22 protein-coding genes are annotated in these 16,713 nt (G+C 41.3%); 3 read left to right on the top strand and 19 right to left on the bottom strand.

The annotated features are described in order from the left end of the window. The 17 genes from rplR to rplC all read right to left on the bottom strand — a co-directional run bounded on the left by rplR (position 1) and on the right by rplC (position 8,081). Positions 1–351, bottom strand: a complete 351-nt coding sequence (gene rplR / locus B5Y40_RS27355) for a 50S ribosomal protein L18 (protein ID WP_079690076.1) — start codon at positions 349–351, stop codon at positions 1–3. Positions 352–386: 35 nt separating this feature from the next. Continuing rightward, a complete protein-coding gene (gene rplF, locus B5Y40_RS27350) occupies positions 387–938 on the bottom strand; it encodes a 50S ribosomal protein L6 (RefSeq protein WP_079690075.1) in 552 nt (183 codons plus the stop codon). A 14-nt stretch (positions 939–952) separates the two neighbouring features. Further along, positions 953–1,351 carry a 30S ribosomal protein S8 gene (gene rpsH, locus B5Y40_RS27345; protein ID WP_079690074.1) on the bottom strand — a complete coding sequence of 133 codons (399 nt, stop codon included), beginning with the start codon at positions 1,349–1,351 and terminating at the stop codon, positions 953–955. A gap of 216 nt (positions 1,352–1,567) precedes the next feature. Then, positions 1,568–1,837, bottom strand: a complete 270-nt coding sequence (gene rpsN / locus B5Y40_RS27340; protein ID WP_079690073.1) for a 30S ribosomal protein S14 — start codon at positions 1,835–1,837, stop codon at positions 1,568–1,570. A gap of 8 nt (positions 1,838–1,845) precedes the next feature. Continuing rightward, complete coding sequence (gene rplE, locus B5Y40_RS27335) at positions 1,846–2,397, bottom strand: 50S ribosomal protein L5 (RefSeq protein ID WP_079690072.1); 552 nt, start codon at positions 2,395–2,397, stop codon at positions 1,846–1,848. After that, entirely contained in the window at positions 2,397–2,738 is a 342-nt protein-coding gene (rplX, locus tag B5Y40_RS27330; RefSeq protein ID WP_079690071.1) for a 50S ribosomal protein L24, read from the bottom strand. Before rplX ends, rplE begins: the two co-directional genes overlap by 1 nt. Positions 2,739–2,741: 3 nt before the next feature. Beyond that, positions 2,742–3,110, bottom strand: coding sequence for a 50S ribosomal protein L14 (rplN, locus tag B5Y40_RS27325; protein ID WP_079690070.1), 369 nt, complete (start codon positions 3,108–3,110; stop codon positions 2,742–2,744). A 55-nt stretch (positions 3,111–3,165) separates the two neighbouring features. After that, entirely contained in the window at positions 3,166–3,423 is a 258-nt protein-coding gene (gene rpsQ / locus B5Y40_RS27320) for a 30S ribosomal protein S17 (RefSeq protein WP_079690069.1), read from the bottom strand. A gap of 19 nt (positions 3,424–3,442) precedes the next feature. Then, the gene (gene rpmC, locus B5Y40_RS27315) at positions 3,443–3,640 is read right to left on the bottom strand and encodes a 50S ribosomal protein L29 (protein ID WP_079690068.1); all 198 of its coding nucleotides are present in this window, start codon (positions 3,638–3,640) and stop codon (positions 3,443–3,445) included. Between the two features lie 5 nt (positions 3,641–3,645). Then, a complete protein-coding gene (rplP, locus tag B5Y40_RS27310) occupies positions 3,646–4,068 on the bottom strand; it encodes a 50S ribosomal protein L16 (protein ID WP_079690067.1) in 423 nt (140 codons plus the stop codon). A 33-nt stretch (positions 4,069–4,101) separates the two neighbouring features. Beyond that, on the bottom strand, positions 4,102–4,944 hold the full coding sequence (rpsC, locus tag B5Y40_RS27305; RefSeq protein WP_079690066.1) for a 30S ribosomal protein S3: 843 nt from the start codon (positions 4,942–4,944) through the stop codon (positions 4,102–4,104). Next, the gene (rplV, locus tag B5Y40_RS27300; protein ID WP_079690065.1) at positions 4,944–5,414 is read right to left on the bottom strand and encodes a 50S ribosomal protein L22; all 471 of its coding nucleotides are present in this window, start codon (positions 5,412–5,414) and stop codon (positions 4,944–4,946) included. Before rplV ends, rpsC begins: the two co-directional genes overlap by 1 nt. 2 nt (positions 5,415–5,416) lie before the next feature. Beyond that, positions 5,417–5,695, bottom strand: a complete 279-nt coding sequence (gene rpsS / locus B5Y40_RS27295) for a 30S ribosomal protein S19 (protein ID WP_079690064.1) — start codon at positions 5,693–5,695, stop codon at positions 5,417–5,419. Then, positions 5,695–6,519: a 50S ribosomal protein L2 gene (gene rplB, locus B5Y40_RS27290; protein ID WP_079690063.1), complete on the bottom strand. Its 825-nt coding sequence runs from the start codon at positions 6,517–6,519 to the stop codon at positions 5,695–5,697. The genes rpsS and rplB overlap by 1 nt, the downstream gene beginning before the upstream one ends. A gap of 10 nt (positions 6,520–6,529) precedes the next feature. Beyond that, positions 6,530–6,817: a 50S ribosomal protein L23 gene (gene rplW / locus B5Y40_RS27285; protein WP_079690062.1), complete on the bottom strand. Its 288-nt coding sequence runs from the start codon at positions 6,815–6,817 to the stop codon at positions 6,530–6,532. Continuing rightward, positions 6,817–7,449, bottom strand: coding sequence for a 50S ribosomal protein L4 (rplD, locus tag B5Y40_RS27280; protein ID WP_079690061.1), 633 nt, complete (start codon positions 7,447–7,449; stop codon positions 6,817–6,819). The genes rplW and rplD overlap by 1 nt, the downstream gene beginning before the upstream one ends. Then, positions 7,449–8,081, bottom strand: a complete 633-nt coding sequence (gene rplC / locus B5Y40_RS27275; protein WP_079690060.1) for a 50S ribosomal protein L3 — start codon at positions 8,079–8,081, stop codon at positions 7,449–7,451. The genes rplD and rplC overlap by 1 nt, the downstream gene beginning before the upstream one ends. 426 nt (positions 8,082–8,507) lie before the next feature. Here rplC and B5Y40_RS27270 point away from each other — a divergent pair, with 426 nt between their 5' ends. Beyond that, positions 8,508–9,518: a FecCD family ABC transporter permease gene (locus tag B5Y40_RS27270; RefSeq protein ID WP_079690059.1), complete on the top strand. Its 1,011-nt coding sequence runs from the start codon at positions 8,508–8,510 to the stop codon at positions 9,516–9,518. Further along, entirely contained in the window at positions 9,515–10,483 is a 969-nt protein-coding gene (locus B5Y40_RS27265; RefSeq protein WP_079690058.1) for an ABC transporter ATP-binding protein, read from the top strand. The genes B5Y40_RS27270 and B5Y40_RS27265 overlap by 4 nt, the downstream gene beginning before the upstream one ends. Here B5Y40_RS27265 and B5Y40_RS27260 read toward each other — a convergent pair. Beyond that, positions 10,453–11,079, bottom strand: a complete 627-nt coding sequence (locus B5Y40_RS27260; RefSeq protein WP_143785969.1) for a hypothetical protein — start codon at positions 11,077–11,079, stop codon at positions 10,453–10,455. The two genes, B5Y40_RS27265 and B5Y40_RS27260, sit on opposite strands and share 31 nt — an antisense overlap. 220 nt (positions 11,080–11,299) lie before the next feature. Continuing rightward, positions 11,300–14,725: a DUF748 domain-containing protein gene (locus B5Y40_RS27255; RefSeq protein WP_079690056.1), complete on the bottom strand. Its 3,426-nt coding sequence runs from the start codon at positions 14,723–14,725 to the stop codon at positions 11,300–11,302. Positions 14,726–14,996: 271 nt separating this feature from the next. On the opposite strand from B5Y40_RS27255, the gene glgP reads away from it, so the two are divergent. After that, positions 14,997–16,646, top strand: coding sequence for an alpha-glucan family phosphorylase (gene glgP / locus B5Y40_RS27250; RefSeq protein WP_079690055.1), 1,650 nt, complete (start codon positions 14,997–14,999; stop codon positions 16,644–16,646). Positions 16,647–16,713 lie beyond the last annotated feature (67 nt).

Raw genomic sequence — 16,713 nt, 5'->3', positions numbered from 1 at the left:
TTAGAATTTTAATCCACCTTCTCTGGCACCCTCAGCCAAAGCTTTAATATTTCCGTGATACAAGTACCCATTACGATCGAACACGATTGACTGAACTCCAGACGCAATGGCTTTTTCAGCAATCTTCTTTCCTACATTCTTCGAGTTCTCAAGATTGAGCTTACTTGTTTCACCTAGTTCTGTAGTTGACGCAGCTGCTACCGTAACACCTTTCAAATCATCAATAATCTGAACATAAAGTCCACGGTTACTTCTGAATACTGACAATCTCGGCCTTTCAGTTGTTCCTGTAATTCTCTTACGGACACCAGCCTTTATTCTTTCTCGTCTTTCTCTATTCTTGCCTGCCATAGCTTTCTATTGCTCTATGATGCTTGTTATTTTAACTATTTAGCAGCAGCCTTACCAGCTTTTCTGCGTACGAATTCACCTGTGAAGCGAATACCTTTTCCTTTGTATGGCTCAACCTTGCGGAGAGACTTAATTTTAGCAGCAACCTGACCAATCAATTGTTTATCAATGCCTTCCAAAATAATTGTCGGATTTTGTCCTTTTTCTTGGATTGCTTGAACCTTGATTTCTGAAGGAACTGCGAGGAACACGTTGTGGGAATATCCTAAGCTAAGTTCCAAAACGTTTGACTGGGCGTTTGCTTTGTACCCTACACCCACTAATTCCAATTGATGCTTATATCCTTTAGAAACACCTTCTATCATATTCGCAATCAAAGCGCGGTATAAACCGTGCATTGACTTATGCCGCTTCTGTTCTGTCGGCCGTTCAACTAATACAGTGCCTTCTTCCTGTTTAATCTTAAAATCAGGGTCTATTGCCTGGTGCAATTCTCCTTTCGGACCCTTAATGCTTACCTTGTTATTGGTAAAATTAAAGGTAACACCAGAAGGTATCGACACGGGCTTATTTCCTATACGTGACATTGCTTATTTCTTTATTAATAAACGTAACACAATACTTCACCACCAATATTCAGCGTACGCGCTTCCTTGTCTGTAATTACACCTTTCGAAGTCGAAAGGATTGCAACTCCCAAACCATTCATTACACGGGGAAGAGAACTTGTGTTTGCATAGGTTCTCAAGCCAGGTGTACTTATGCGCTCTAATTTTGTAATCGCTGATTGTCTTGTCTCAGGATTATACTTGAGAGCAATCTTGATATTACCTTGTCTATCAGCAACATCCTCAAATTTGTAATTAAGAATGTAACCCTTATCAAAAAGAACCTTTGTTATTTCCTTTTTGAGGTTAGATGCAGGGATCTCCACTACGCGGTGATTTGCCTTAATGGCATTCCGCAACCGGGTTAAGTAATCTGCTATCGGATCAGTCATTTTATTCGTCCTTTTATATTAAAAAGCAAGCCCGCGTTTTTTAAACCGGGCTGCAAAGATATATAACAATTTATATTATCCAAACTGTTATCTGGTTTCATCCTGAGGGCTGTCAGGAGACCTTGATACTCAGCACCGTATGTTTCTATTTATTCTCGATAAATACTTATTGTGGTATATACCGAAGTTGTGTGCGTGTGAAGCCGAAGCGCTGTATTACCAGCTAGCCTTTGTTAATCCTGGGATCTTTCCAGCTGAAGCCATTTCACGGAATACGTTACGACAAACTCCGAACTTGCCGATGTATCCTTTCGGACGACCAGTCAGTTTGCAACGATTCTTCAGGCGAACTGGAGAAGCATTACGGGGAAGTTTATCCAAAGCTACATAGTCACCAGCTTCTTTCAGAGCTTTACGCTTTGCTGCATAAGTAGCAACAAGTTTTTCTCTTTTTGTCTGTCTCGCTATTACCGATAATTTAGCCATGTCAGTTATTAGTTTTTAGTAGCGAAGGGCATTCCAAAAGCTTTCAAAAGCTCGAAGCTCTCTTCGTCTGTATTTGCAGTGGTTACGAACGTAATATCCATACCGCTGATTTTGTTTACCTTGTCAATAGAAATCTCTGGGAAAATGATCTGCTCTTTTACGCCCAAAGTGTAATTTCCGCGGCCATCAAAGCCTTTGTTATTAACACCTTTAAAATCACGCACACGAGGAAGAGCAATGCTCATCAATCTATCTAAGAATTCGTACATTTTATCCCCGCGAAGGGTTACACGAACACCGATTGGCATATTTTCTCTCAACTTAAAGTTAGAGATCGCCTTTTTTGACTTTGTAGATACTGCTTTCTGACCGGTGATATTTGTGATCTCTTCGAGAGCTACATCAATCAACTTCTTGTCCGTCACAGCTACGCCCATACCTTTGTTTATGCAGATCTTCTCGATCTTAGGAACTTGCATAACAGATGAATATTGGAACTTCTGCTTTAAAGCAGGGACAATTTCTTTAGCGTATTTGTCCTTTAATCTTGGAGTTGCCATTACTTAATAAATTCTCCGGTTTTCTTAGAAAATCTCTTCAGCTTACCTTTTTCATCAAGCTTGCGACCAACACGGGTTAATTTCCCGCTGGCAGGATCAATCAGTTGTAAATTACTGATGTGTATTGATGCTTCTACTTTCTTGATTCCACCTTCAGGCTTACCTGCTGATGGCTTCGTATGCTTTGTAACAATACTAACACCTTCTACAACTGCTCTATTCTTAGCAAGTATTACTTCTAGTACTGTACCTTCTTTACCTTTGTCATCTCCAGCGATAACTCTTACTTTATCGCCTTTACGGATGCCCAATTTAGGCTGTTTGTTGCTTTTTCTTTCCATGGCTTAAATAACTTCTGGGGCCAATGAAACAATTTTCATAAACTGTTTTTCACGAAGCTCGCGTGCCACTGGACCGAAAATACGGGTTCCACGGGGCTCATCCTGAGCATTTAAAAGGACTGCTGCGTTATCTTCAAAGCGGATATATGATCCATCCTTTCTTCTAACTTCTTTTGTAGTTCTCACCACAACAGCTTTTGTCACAGTTCCTTTTTTCACCTGGCTGCTAGGCAGTGCAGACTTTACTGTAACTACGATCTTGTCGCCTACAGAAGCGTAACGTCTTCCGGTACCGCCAAGCACGTGCATACAAAGTACTTCCTTTGCTCCACTGTTATCTGCTACGGTAAGTCTGGATTCGGTGCGTATCATATCTTTATATTCTTCAGTTCTCTGTTTATCCTTTTGCTGTCAAGCTATATCGAGATTACTTCGCCTTCTCAACGATCTCGATCAATCTCCAGCGCTTTTCTTTACTCAAGGGGCGAGTTTCAGCAATACGTACTGTATCACCGATACCAGCAGTATTCAGTTCGTCATGAGCCTTGAACTTAGTAGTTCTGTTCACAAATTTACCATAGATCGGGTGCTTTACCTTTCTGTCAACTGCGACAGTGATGGTCTTCTGCATTTTATTGCTGACAACCTTACCGATCCTCTCTTTGCGTTCGTTACGTTCTTCCATAACCTATTTTCTTATTAAGCTATTTAGCTGCACGTTCTTTTACGGTTAACTCCGTGCTGAGGCGTGCGATCAGCTTACGTGTTTCTTTCAGTTTCATCGGATTTTCAACAGATGAAATCTGATGTGCAAATTGCAACTTGCGCAAAGCTTCTTTCTCGGTACCGATTTTTTCCTTTAATTCGGTTACAGTCAATCCTTTGATGTCTGTTGTTTTCATTGCGCTTATTGTTCTACGTAATCAGGTCTTACTGTGAATTTTGTTTTGATTGGCAATTTACCTTCAGCCAATTTCAAAGCTTCCTTCGCGGTAGCCATATTTACTCCTCCCGCTTCAAACAGGATAGTACCAGGCTTGATAACGGCTACCCAATATTCTGGAGCTCCCTTACCTTTACCCATACGTACTTCAGCTGGCTTGCGTGTAATGGGTTTATCTGGAAATATGCGGATCCATACCTGACCTTCACGTTTCATCGCTCTGGTTACGGCAATACGCGCTGCCTCTAATTGACGCGCTGTGATCCATCCACCTTCTAAAGATTTCAATGCAAATGAACCGAATGCAATAGAGTGACCTCTTGTTGCAACGCCTTTCACGCGGCCCTTTTGCATCTTTCTAAATTTCGTTCTTTTAGGCTGTAACATTGTTACCTGGCTTTAATGCGTTTGTTACTTTGATTAACCGTTTCTTCTTTGGCCTCCACCGCGGTTATCTCCACCGCGTCTTCCACCACCATCTCTTCCGCCTTCACGTCTGTCGCCACCACCACTTCTTCTATTGCGTCCGCCTCTGTCGCCACCACGTTCATTGCGATCACCTCTTCCTCCACGGTGTTCGCCACCACCCTGTTGGCCTGCATTACTTGCAAGACCTACATTTGGTGAAAGATCACGTTTACCGTATATCTCTCCTTTGAAGATCCATACTTTAATTCCAATTTTTCCGTACACAGTCTGTGCTTCAGAATGTGCATAGTCTATATCAGCACGAAGTGTGTGCAATGGAATACGGCCTTCTTTATATTGTTCGGTACGAGCCATATCTGCTCCAGCCAAACGACCTGACGTCTTAACTTTAATACCCTCCGCACCTACGCGCATCGCTGAAGCAATCGCTTGCTTCATTGCACGCTTATAGGAAATACGAGCTTCGATCTGTTGAGCAATTGATTCACCAACCAGTTTCGCATCCAATTCTGGACGTTTAATCTCAAAGATGTTAATTTGAACATCCTTATTGGTAATCTTCTTTAACTCTTCTTTGATTTTATCAACTTCAGTACCACCTTTTCCAATCACAACACCTGGACGAGCAGTGTGAATAGTTAGGGTAATACGCTTCAATGTTCTTTCAATAACAATTTTAGCGATTCCACCTTTAGGAATACGAGCCTTTACATAGTCTCTGATTTTTTGATCTTCAACTAGTTTATCGGCGAATGTCTTTCCACCGTACCAGTTAGAATCCCAACCACGAACGATGCCAAGGCGCAGGGCTATTGGATTAATTTTTTGTCCCATTATTCCTTCGTTTCTTTTTCAGTTGTTACTACTTCTGCACCTGTCTTTTTGAAGCTATCCACGATCAATGTAACGTGATTTGAGCGCTTTCTAACACGGTGAGCTCTTCCTTGAGGAGCTGGGCGTAGTCTTTTTAGAATACGACCGCCATCAACAAATACATCCTTCACATACAGATCAGCTTCTTCAAGCTTTAGATCTGTGTGTTTTGCTGTCCAGCTAGAAATAGCTGACAACAAAAGCTTTTCAAGCTTCGGAGCACCTACTTTAGGCTCATACTTCAAAATATTGAGAGCCTTATTTACACGCTCACCTCTTATAAGATCAGCAATCAAGCGCATCTTACGTGGAGACGTTGGAACATTTTTCAGTTTCGCTACAGAAGGTCCGTTTTTAGCAGCTTCTTGTCTTGCGTCACGCTTTTCGCGCTTAAGCACTGAACGTTTAGTTTTTTTCGCTACTTCTGCCATGATTACCTAGCGTTATCTTTCTTGTTTCCAGAGTGTCCGCGGAAGGTACGTGTAGGAGCAAACTCACCGAGTTTATGACCTACCATATTTTCCGTTACATAAACCGGAATGAATTTATTTCCATTGTGAACAGCAAACGTATTACCGATTAAATCGGGCGTTACGGTTGATCTTCTGGACCAAGTCTTAATTACAGACTTTTTGCCTGATTTTTCCATTGCTTCTACTTTTTTGAGAAGACGGAAGTCACAATACGGTCCCTTCTTAATCGAGCGTCCCATTATTTTTTCCTTCTGGATATTATAAGGTTATCAGAATATTTCTTAGGATGACGAGTCTTTTTACCCTTAGTATACAGACCGTTACGTGAGCGAGGGTGACCTCCTGAGGCACGTCCTTCACCACCACCCATCGGGTGATCAACAGGGTTCATCGCTACCGCACGTGTGCGTGGGCGAACACCTCTCCAACGACTACGTCCAGCTTTACCAACGCTTTCATTCATGTGGTCAGCATTTGATGTAGTGCCGATGGTTGCCATGCAAACATCCATTACATTACGCATTTCACCAGAAGGCATTTTCAAAGTTGCCAAGCCGTTTTCACGAGCTAACAACTGTACAAATGTACCAGCAGAACGTGCAATTGCACCACCTTTTCCCGGCTTCATTTCTACATTATGAATGATCGTACCCAAAGGAATTTTAGAAAGCGGAAGAGCATTTCCTACTTCAGGAGCTACATCAGCGCCCGAGATAAGTTGTTGTCCTACCACTAATCCATTTGGGGCAATGATATATGCTTTTGATCCGTCTGCATAGTACAACAGAGCTATACGTGCAGTTCTTGTAGGATCATATTCAATTGACTTTACCGTTGCAGGTATTCCTGCTTTATTACGTTTGAAGTCAATCTCACGAAGCTTCTGCTTATGACCACCACCAATGTAACGCATGGTAGTGCGTCCATTGCTATTTCTACCACCTGTTTTCTTTACGGTTGTTACCAGTGATTTCTCAGGTTTCGATGTTGTTACATCATCGAAAGAAGGCGCCAATCTATGACGTGTTCCTGGAGTTACTGGTTTTAATTTCTTCAACGCCATCGTTCAAAAATTATACGTTGCTATAAAAATCAATTACTTCACCTTGTGCTAAAGTCACAACGGCTTTCTTGTAGCCAGGTCTGCGACCGGAAAGGATACCTGTCTTCGTGTAGCGGGTTTTCTTTTTGCCCATTACATTCATGGTATTCACTTTCTCAACGTTAACGCCGTATTGTTTTTCAACGGCTTTCTTAATCTCTACTTTGTTGGCATCAGAATCTACGATGAAACCGTATTTTCCTTTTTCGTTCAGAGCAGAAACTTTCTCCGTTACTAATGGTTGTTTCAGGATACTCATTATGCTTTATTTAATAAGTTCTCAACTTTACTAACCGAGCTCTCAACAAAGATTACGTTGTCAGCATTCATCACATCATATGTATTGATCTGATCGGCTGTAGTAATTTTCGTATTCTTAATGTTTCTTCCAGAAAGAACAACGTTCTTATTAAGTTCAGGAAGTACGAGAAGCGTTTTCTTATCACCCAATGAAAGGGCACTTAGCAATGTCAGGTATTGCTTTGTCTTAGGAGACTCAAAAGAGAAATCTTCCAGAATTGCAATAGAATTATCCTTTGCTTTATAAGATAGAGCTGACTTACGAGCCAGATCTTTTACTTTCTTATTCAGTTTGAATGAGTAGTCGCGAGGAGCAGGACCGAAAATACGTCCACCACCTTTAAACTGAGGGTTTTTGATGTTACCCGCACGAGCTCCACCAGTACCTTTCTGTTTCTTCAATTTCTTAGAAGAACCAGAGATCTCATTACGCTGCTTAGACTTGTGTGTACCTTGGCGTTGATTTGCTAAAAAGCTTTTTACATCCAGGTAGATAGCGTGGTCGTTTGGTTCGATACCAAACACATCCGCAGAAAGTGTAACTTTCTTTGAGGTTGACTTACCACTATTATTTAATACTGCTACTTCCATTATTTCTGAAGGATTACAGTTGAGTTCTTAGCTCCAGGAAGAGAGCCACTGATTACGATCAAATTCTGATCAGCAAGAATCTTAACTACTTTAAGGTTGCTAAGTTTTACCTGGTCATTTCCCATACGGCCAGCAAGACGCTTACCCTTAGGAACACGAGACGCAAATGAAGCGTTACCCATTGAACCAGGAGCACGAAGCCTGTTGTGCTGTCCGTGAGTTTGACCACCCACACCAGCAAAGTTGTGACGCTTCACAACACCTTGGAAACCACGACCTTTAGAGGTGCCGATAGCATCGATGAAATCACCTTCAACGAAGATGTCCTGGATGCGGATTTCTTTTCCAAGCTCGGCCAAGCCGTCATACTCAGTTTTGAAATCACGAAACTCAGCTACATCTCTTTTAGGAGTTGTGTTGGCTTTCTTGAAGTGGCCGATAGCCGCTTTTGTAGCGTTCTTCTCTTTCTTTTCACCAAAGGCAAGTTGAACAGCGCGGTATCCATCCGTTTCTTCACTCTTTACCTGTGTTACTACACAGGGACCAGCCTCGATCACTGTGCAAGCGATATTCTCACCCTCTGGGCCGAATACGCTAGTCATTCCTATTTTTTTTCCTATAATGCCAGGCATGGTTGAAACCCTCGTTAATGCTTGTTTTTCAGGACTTTTTGCTCTCAGAAGTGTCTTTTAAATAGACTCTTTCTGCAAAAAGGACTGCAAAGATAGGAACTAAAGAATAGTTACCAAATGCAGGTTTCAAAATTTTTATGAAATCTGCTGGTAATCCATGGTTCATAGGATGTAGTAGCTGAAAACATGAAACATTTTAGCTATTTGTGTCGCTCAATCACATTGAAATTTACAGATGAAATCAAGCATTCCACTTACAAAATCAGAATATTATACTGTACATATAAGCTTATACTGATTTTTATATTGAAATATCAAACTGTACAGAGGCGTTTAGGTTTCAGGCTTCTTTGTCTAAAAAAAAGGGAATTAAATGTTGAAGCCTTACTAAATTTCCGCCCGGATTGAAAATCCGGATATTCTCCAATGCATAAAAACCGCTGGTTGCTGCTTCCTGTCCTCCTGATTGTATTGTTTGGTCTTAACCTTTCGTTGGGCAGTGTACGCATTCCTTTTCGTGAAATTATCACAATTCTAATAGGTAGCGAGAGCTCGCAGTCGATATGGAATGATATCGTTTGGAATTTTAGAATGACAAAAGCGCTGACTTGTGTTCTTGCCGGGGGTGCTTTGGCGTTGAGTGGGCTACAAATGCAAACGCTCTTTCGAAATGCACTGGCAGGGCCGGATGTGTTAGGCCTGAGTTCCGGAGCAAGCCTCGCGGTATCCTTAATTTTTATGAGTCAGGCAGCAGGTCTTCGCTTTTTAAGTACTCCCAGTCCATGGACGGTCGCTATAGCAGCTACCCTGGGTTGCTCCGGTGTCTTTTTGATCATGTTGGCTATCTCTAAAAAACTTCTTGATAATGTATCTCTCCTGATTGTTGGGCTCATGATTGGCGCGGGCACATCTTCTATTGTTAGTGTACTTCAATATATAAGTCGTGCGGAAGAAATGCAGACCTATTTAATCTGGACGTTTGGAAGCCTCGGTGGATTAAACTGGACTGAACTTATGGTGCTTGCAATCGTCCTCCTTATAGGAGCGATCGTAGCCATTCGCCTTGTAAAGCCTTTGAACGCCTGGATGCTAGGCGATAACTATGCAAGAAGTATTGGTGTGAATATAAAGCGATCCAGATTCTGGATTATATTTTCTGCGAGTATTCTTACGGGAGGCGTTACTGCTTTCTGCGGGCCAATCGCTTTTGTTGGCCTGGCGGTTCCTCATCTTGTAAAATTTTTAGTTCAGACTACCAATCATAAAGTACTTATTCCTACAGTAATGATTGGTGGTGCCGTGCTCATGCTTTTCTGTGATATACTTTCTCAATTACCGGGCAGTACGCAGATGTTACCCATCAATGCGATCACGGCCCTTATCGGAGCGCCCGTTGTAATCTGGGTAATTGTAAGACACTCCAGAATTCGGATATGAGCACTCCCGGAACAAAAATATTACTGGAGACAAAAGATCTGGCTGTTGGATATTCTACAACTCAAACGCCATTGTTTGAAAATTTGAACCTGCAACTATATGAAGGAGAGCTGATCTGCTTCATGGGGCCTAACGGTGTTGGTAAATCCACATTAATAAGAACGCTCGCGGGTTTGCAGAAAGCTACGCGTGGAGCTATACGTACCGACACAACGACTGACCTTCAGTTTCCTATAGCGGTTGTTCTTACGGACAAAGTCTCGACTCCTGGTATGTCTGTCTATGAGTTAATTACTTTTGGTCGCTATCCTTATCTCGATTGGAATATTCGATTACAGGAGGACGACAAAAGAATTATTGATGAAGCCATTGAGCTGGTACATATTCAAGATATACTTCAGAAAAAACTATATCAGCTAAGTGATGGCCAATTGCAAATGGTAATGATTGCAAGGGCGTTGGCTCAAACTACGCCTATCATTTTATTGGACGAACCCACAGCACATCTTGATCTTAACAACCGGGTAGAGATTATGCGCCTTCTGCGTAACCTTGCTCATAAAAACAAGAAAGCAATTCTGGTTGCTACACACGAGTTGGACCTGGCATTACAAACCGCTGACTATATCTGGTTAACCGGGAAGGAGAAAAACGTTATTCCTGGAATTCCTGAGGACCTGGTGCTAAACGGATCGTTTGACGAGATCTTTCAGTTTAAAGGTTTCGATCTGAAAACCGGTAAAATGACGCACGAAGCGCATCGGAACAAACTCATCCACCTGGTTGGTGAAGGCTTTGAATACCTATGGACGAAGAACGCATTGGAGAGAAATGGCTTTGCCGTGACGCCAGGTGAGTCCGGTATCACTATAAAGATAGAACTTGGTACGCAACCTTGCGTATGGGTAATGAACAACCAACGCTATACTTCTATTCAGGGCTTACTGAAATATTTGTGCGATTGATTTTCCTCCAATTTCCCAAAATTCTCTGGGAATTCTGTTTTGTTCACCGCTGCGATTGTCCACTTTACGTTCAGATCTTTAGCTTGTAACGTTTTGAAAAGATCCTCAAACAACGGTCCTTTATTATCAAAGTAATTGTATTCCAACCCAAAACAATAAAACCGGAAGGAGTGATTCGTTGTGATTTCAATCCATTTATAATCGAAAGGAAAAAGCAGTTGTGAAATCTCCTTAACAACAAGTCTGAAGATTCGCGGTTTCATTCCCTCGCCAATGGTATCAGTCCAGTCATGCCTGAATAAAACAAGGCCTATATGTTGTCGCAAAAATCTTCGTCTCCTTTTAAAAAGAGGTACTTTCCCTACAACCTCCAACGCATTATCCGTTATTATAAAATCATTATTCGTGATACCTATATAGGTATAAATGGCGATTACATAAAGCACCAGAAATCCAATCAGTATATTGTTTTCAACCGCAGGAAGTTCAAAACCATTGAGCATATAAATCACGGAAATCAGTACGAACAAAATCAAGGCGTGATTTCTTAGAATGCTAAGGGAAGCTTTTATTAAACTGCTTTCAAATCGTTTCATTGTCGTCTAAAAATTTACGCCTCCAAACAGGTATGCTCGTTCCTTGCGGGAACCTACCATAGGACACTATAATTTCGTTGTGGATACGTTTTGACTGTATCCTTTATTAGACAAGGATAACAAAGTGTAACTGGCCTGCAACGTTTTTTTTAGGACATTTCTACAATGTCCAGATATATAGTATACTTAACACCAACGCTAAAAATAAAGAACAAACTCGTCAGGAATGTACATTCCCCACTTTTTTATTCTTACCCCGTCTGATACCTCCCATGGCTCCCTGAATGGCAGACTTAACCCAATAATTAAAGATTGCCTTATGCTTAATGCGAGGCTGGCTGATAACGGCCGTTGCATTTTCCCGCTTGTTTTTCAAAATGCCGTTCGCTAAAAATGTAAGCAGCTCGTTACCCAATCTTTTTTTATCCGATTCACCCGGCCTGCGGATTTCCAAATGAAGATTGTTATAGGTAATGGAAGATGTGCCGGCTGCTTCCTCTGCGGTAGCAGTTATCTGTAAATCATATTGTTTTAAATAACCTGACTTGATCTGAATAGATTGCAACGGTAGCACTACACGGTTGAGCGCGGTGAGATTAAAGTCCTTTAAACGTATTGTTAAATTGAACGATGACGAATCGATCGTTTCATACTTTACATGTAAATTGCCTTCACTGTATAGACGAGAGGTAGCCGTCATACTAAGCGGTCTCCCCTTCCGGGTATTATCAAATTTCAATGAAGCGGCTATATTGTCCAACTCCACGATGCCATCTTCGCCCGTCTTTTCAGATGTTTCGGTATAGCGAAGTTTCCCTTGTTTCAGATCGATTGTATTAACAGCAACGGATGCAGGAAGCTTAAACAATCCTTCCAAGGTAACAGGCTTTTCAAATATAGCAGGATCAGGCATTCGCTTATCGCGTTTTATATCGAACGAAAACCGATCTATCGTTACAGCAACATTTTTCATCTTTCGCGATTCCACTATATACTCAGTTGAGAAACCCTGCATGGTAATCCCCTGAAAGCTTACATCGATTATATCATTTTCGATGGCGTTAGACGCGATCCAGTCTTTCCGTGGCTTTAGTCGAACAGAATCAATACTTATCTTATTATTTTTCAACAGTATATCATATGCCTGGATGGTCATTCTTTCCGTTTCAGATCGAAGTGAAGCACAATTCAGTGTACCATTTTTTGTATCACCTTCTAACCTTCCAAACAGTATACTCTTATCACCTTTCCATTTCACTTTACCGGGATGAATAATAAAATGCCGAACCATAGCAAGTGATATAGCTTTATCCTCGTTTCTCCTGACATGCCGTTTTGTTTCATGCAAGGTTAACAATGGATTATATACCTCTATATCCTTTATAAAAGGTGGTTCATCGCTTGCCATTTCTGCATTTAACAGACGAATACTATCTGACACGAATAATGATTTTTCGTTTTTAAAGATTTCAATCTTTTTTGTTTTGAGACTATGGATTGCCCAGAAATTTTCGTCTTGCTCAATCGTCTCCAGTTCAAGATATGGTAATTCAACCCTAAGATTATTTTTTCTAAACTGACATTCTCTTAACAAGAATTGTTTGGGATAATCCATTTTTATTTGTTCGGCAGATACAGCAAGATCAGGAGTATGCATGTTTACATCCGAGAGCTGGCCCTGTGCAGAAGTAAACGTGATCTTGTTTTCCTTTGCAGTTATTTTTTCTGCGATAATATTCTTTCCCGAAAATGATAGCCGCTTATTTCCCTGGTGTGCAGCAATAACTATATTATCAATTGATACATGATCTATACTTTCAAAAGGAAGATCTTGCGGTTTGTTTTTATTATTGGCTTGCTGCGGAAGTTTTCCTGTAATTTCGAGCCGGTTGAAATATAGGTTTACCCAACGCCTGTGATTTTTCCGGATCGATTCTTCACCATCTTTCAAAGCCATCATGTTGCGAGCGTAGAAATGAAGACTGTCTTTCTTCACATCAACTTCCGCTGCACGAAACAACTTCCCATCAAAGTCAACACCTTTCATACGGGACTCAAGATGGCTGGAGGTATTTTTTACAAAAGCATCCGAAAAGCGAATGATTCCCAGGTTATATTGAAAATCACCAACAGCACCGCGTTTCAAATTATTTACGGTGACCGAAAGTTTATTTACTCGAATCGTCTGCCGGGCATCAGCATAACGCATGGTTACATTCTTCAGGGCGAGTGATCGTATCGCTATATCTTCAATCCTGTCGTCTTCTTTTTTATTGGCTGCATTTTGCCTAACACGTTCAGGTGTTATGTTAATCTCTGCATCTTCAAGTGTTAATCCATCGGCGCGAATTTTTTTATCAAAAGCAAAGTCCAACAGGTTGAAATATTTCAATTTCAGTTTACCGCATGTAGCAATGTTTTTATGTATCGATGAATCATATAGCACTACATCTGTAAGTGTGAGATCGCGATGCTGATCAAAAAGAATTGCGTTGCAGTTAAAAGAAAAATTTCGCTTCAACGCTATGGCTGTACGGTCGAGGCCCGCCTCAAGTCCCCCCACTTGAAACGCACTGCTATCACGAATGACTTTGAAAGAATATACATTGATGTTAACATGTGGTAGATCTATTTTGACAGAATCCCTGTCTTTTTGTACCACCAGGTGAACGCGAGCATCGCGGATCACGGTGCTATCAATTGAGCACTCCCCTATTGCCTGCTTCACAATGCGCGTCAACAGATCGCGGTCTTTCACTTTTGCGTTTTCTTTTAATTTAAACTCAACCACAACATTGGGCCGATCAATCACAGCACGCTTGATAGCATAACGTTGATTCTCATACAACGCTTTATAGTCGAGCTTCTGCAAGAGCAGAGATTTTCCGGATACTTCCACTTTTGATTGGGACACGGTATCCAAAGAGGAAAAACTGAAGTCTGAAAACAGCAAATGATGTTGGCGGAAATTAAACTCAATGCCTGAAAAATTTAAAGATGCTTTGGGGAAAGCCAATGCTTGTCCGCCAACCTTTAGTTGAAACTGACTTTTGGGTGTAAGCTCCTGTATATTCCAATGCTCTACGAGCAGGTCTATGAGATTAAGTTTTACAGATGTATTCGCAACGTTCTTCATTCCGACTGTTGCTCTTCGTATGGAAAGTGATTCGATATCAAACCTGCCAAGCAACGATTCAATAGCAGGGTATAGCTTGACCACCTGGTACGATAAATTTGTATTGCTATGCTTTACTGTACTGCGTTGCTGCGCATCAATCTCGATGACGGGTTCATCGATGATGAGGTTCTGTATATCAAATTGCCTCACCATCGATATTGAAGCGATGGACCCAAACTGAAGCTGCATATAGGGGATGGTTACTTCGCGAATCCCCTTCGCAGGAGCAGCAGATGTTCTGCTGATCTTCACGTCATCAAGGGTAAATGTAAGTGCAAGCCAATCGATGGACGAGTGGCCTATACTTAGGGTATATAAGCCATTGGTCTTGGATTGCACCAGTTCCGACAAGGCACGTTTAAAACCATAGAGCTTCGCATACACCAATACACCAAACAGTATAGCCAACGGAATCATAGCAACAGCAATGCGTAACAGTATTTTACGGGAAGATCTTTTCGATGGCATCAACTTGCATCAACTGGTTTGCTCCTTCGAATATAGGAAACCTGCCGCTGTAAATAAAATGAAGTGTGGAGTGCTTACTTGACGATTAAAATTCATGTGCATCAAATTCTACGATTTGATTTCCATGAGACAATAATCACTTCTCAAAAAATAGTATTGATAGTTAAACCAATTGACAATCGTTTGCAACAAACTCTTGTAAGTTCTTTATCCAGATTCATTAATCTGGATCCAATCTCTTTTATTAGTTTGTACTTTCTTTTCAAAGTATATGATTAAACTAAATGAGCTTTTCCCCTATCAGTTCGATAAGAAATATTCAAAGCCCGTAGCATATTTCTCAATGGAGTTTGCTGTTGATCAACCACTGAAGATTTATAGTGGTGGACTCGGCTTTCTGGCAGGTTCGCATTTACGTAGCGCGTATGAATTAAAACAAAATATGATCGGTATCGGTATTCTTTGGAAGAAAGGATATTACGATCAGGAACGCAATCAAGACCAAACGCTTCGTGTAAGTTTTCGCGACAAAGAATATTTCTTCCTTACGGACACAAATATAGTGTTCCCCATTACGATTCACGGTGCAAAAGTATTTGTGAAGGCATACTTGCTGAAGCCTGATGTATTTCACACCGCTCCGCTATTTTTGCTTTCAACGGATATACCAGAGAACGACTACCTCGCACAAACGATCAGCCATCGGTTGTATGATCCAAATGAGACAACCCGAATTGCGCAGTCTATTTTGTTAGGTATAGGTGGTGCCAAGCTGCTGGACATTCTGGGACGTGAAACCGATATATACCACATGAATGAAGGGCACGCGCTACCGATGTGTTTCTATCTGTTGGATAAGTATAAGAATCTTGATGAAGTAAAGAAACGCGTTGCCTTTACAACGCACACTCCTGAAAAAGCCGGCAATGAAGAGCATAGCATTCCGTTGTTAAACAGCATGAGTTTCTTCAATGGACTAACGGTAAAGCAAGTTGAAGAATACGTTCATCCCGAAAACGGAGTGTTGAATTATACCCTAACAGCATTGCGCCTGGCAAAACGTGCTAACGGAGTTTCCCAATTGCATGGCGAAGTCTCGAGAAAAATGTGGGGCGATTACAAAGGGATCTGTGAGATCACAGCGATTACAAATGCACAGAATAAAACATATTGGCTTGATGAAGAGCTGGGTAAATCTCTGAGCGAAGGAAATGATAAAGCTCTTGTCTCGCGAAAAAAAGAATTGAAGTATAAACTCTTCCGCACGGTTGCTAACCAAACGGGAAAGTTGTTCAATGAGAATGTACTTACCATTGTATGGGCTAGACGTTTCGCGGCTTACAAACGTGCGAATCTTTTATTGTCAGACTATAATCGGTTCTTGCGCATTGCACAGAATACAAAGTATCCCATTCAGATTATATGGGCCGGCAAACCTTACCCGGAAGATTACGGGGCAATCAATATTTTCAATGAGATCTATTGGAAGACGAAGGATTTGCCTAACTGTACCGTTGTAACGGGATATGAACTCTGGTTATCGGCACATTTAAAGAAAGGCTCTGATCTATGGTTGAATAATCCAAGACTATATCACGAGGCTTCCGGAACTTCCGGTATGACGGCAGCAATGAACGGCTCGGTTAACCTTTCTATTCCCGATGGATGGGTTCCTGAATTCTCCAAGCATGGAAAGAATGCCTTCATCATCGATACTGCAAATGATCAGCTGACGCAGGAATCGAAAGACAAGATCGAAGCGCATGCATTACTCGACCTGCTTGAACATGAAATCATTCCGCTATATTATGATAACCCTGATAAGTGGTTGAATATTGTTAAGAACAGTATGACGGATGTACTGCCTTTCTTTGATTCAGGAAGAATGGCGGATGAGTATTATGAGAAACTGTATAAATAGGAAACCATTAGCTTCAGGCTACAGCATTTGTCTGTAGCTTGAAGCATTTTCGTATACTATAATATAC

The sequence above is a fragment of the Ohtaekwangia koreensis genome (assembly GCF_900167975.1).
Lineage (GTDB): Bacteria > Bacteroidota > Bacteroidia > Cytophagales > Cyclobacteriaceae > Ohtaekwangia > Ohtaekwangia koreensis.
The sequence above is the reverse complement of the archived record's forward strand: the minus strand, read 5'-3'. Positions and strand labels throughout refer to the sequence as shown.

What these genes read in the sequence shown, in the direction of transcription:
- rplC (WP_079690060.1), bottom strand. Translation starts at nt 8,081, where the DNA reads ATGCCTGGCATTATAGGAAAAAAAATAGGAATGACTAGCGTATTCGGC.
- rplR (WP_079690076.1), bottom strand. Translation starts at nt 351, where the DNA reads ATGGCAGGCAAGAATAGAGAAAGACGAGAAAGAATAAAGGCTGGTGTC.
- rplW (WP_079690062.1), bottom strand. Translation starts at nt 6,817, where the DNA reads ATGAGTATCCTGAAACAACCATTAGTAACGGAGAAAGTTTCTGCTCTG.
- rplX (WP_079690071.1), bottom strand. Translation starts at nt 2,738, where the DNA reads ATGGAAAGAAAAAGCAACAAACAGCCTAAATTGGGCATCCGTAAAGGC.
- rplN (WP_079690070.1), bottom strand. Translation starts at nt 3,110, where the DNA reads ATGATACGCACCGAATCCAGACTTACCGTAGCAGATAACAGTGGAGCA.
- glgP (WP_079690055.1), top strand. Translation starts at nt 14,997, where the DNA reads ATGATTAAACTAAATGAGCTTTTCCCCTATCAGTTCGATAAGAAATAT.
- B5Y40_RS27265 (WP_079690058.1), top strand. Translation starts at nt 9,515, where the DNA reads ATGAGCACTCCCGGAACAAAAATATTACTGGAGACAAAAGATCTGGCT.
- B5Y40_RS27270 (WP_079690059.1), top strand. Translation starts at nt 8,508, where the DNA reads ATGCATAAAAACCGCTGGTTGCTGCTTCCTGTCCTCCTGATTGTATTG.
- rplF (WP_079690075.1), bottom strand. Translation starts at nt 938, where the DNA reads ATGTCACGTATAGGAAATAAGCCCGTGTCGATACCTTCTGGTGTTACC.
- rpsH (WP_079690074.1), bottom strand. Translation starts at nt 1,351, where the DNA reads ATGACTGATCCGATAGCAGATTACTTAACCCGGTTGCGGAATGCCATT.
- rplB (WP_079690063.1), bottom strand. Translation starts at nt 6,519, where the DNA reads ATGGCGTTGAAGAAATTAAAACCAGTAACTCCAGGAACACGTCATAGA.
- rplP (WP_079690067.1), bottom strand. Translation starts at nt 4,068, where the DNA reads ATGTTACAGCCTAAAAGAACGAAATTTAGAAAGATGCAAAAGGGCCGC.
- rplE (WP_079690072.1), bottom strand. Translation starts at nt 2,397, where the DNA reads ATGGCAACTCCAAGATTAAAGGACAAATACGCTAAAGAAATTGTCCCT.
- rpsC (WP_079690066.1), bottom strand. Translation starts at nt 4,944, where the DNA reads ATGGGACAAAAAATTAATCCAATAGCCCTGCGCCTTGGCATCGTTCGT.
- rplD (WP_079690061.1), bottom strand. Translation starts at nt 7,449, where the DNA reads ATGGAAGTAGCAGTATTAAATAATAGTGGTAAGTCAACCTCAAAGAAA.
- rpsS (WP_079690064.1), bottom strand. Translation starts at nt 5,695, where the DNA reads ATGGGACGCTCGATTAAGAAGGGACCGTATTGTGACTTCCGTCTTCTC.
- B5Y40_RS27260 (WP_143785969.1), bottom strand. Translation starts at nt 11,079, where the DNA reads ATGAAACGATTTGAAAGCAGTTTAATAAAAGCTTCCCTTAGCATTCTA.
- rplV (WP_079690065.1), bottom strand. Translation starts at nt 5,414, where the DNA reads ATGGCAGAAGTAGCGAAAAAAACTAAACGTTCAGTGCTTAAGCGCGAA.
- rpsN (WP_079690073.1), bottom strand. Translation starts at nt 1,837, where the DNA reads ATGGCTAAATTATCGGTAATAGCGAGACAGACAAAAAGAGAAAAACTT.
- rpsQ (WP_079690069.1), bottom strand. Translation starts at nt 3,423, where the DNA reads ATGGAAGAACGTAACGAACGCAAAGAGAGGATCGGTAAGGTTGTCAGC.
- B5Y40_RS27255 (WP_079690056.1), bottom strand. Translation starts at nt 14,725, where the DNA reads ATGCCATCGAAAAGATCTTCCCGTAAAATACTGTTACGCATTGCTGTT.
- rpmC (WP_079690068.1), bottom strand. Translation starts at nt 3,640, where the DNA reads ATGAAAACAACAGACATCAAAGGATTGACTGTAACCGAATTAAAGGAA.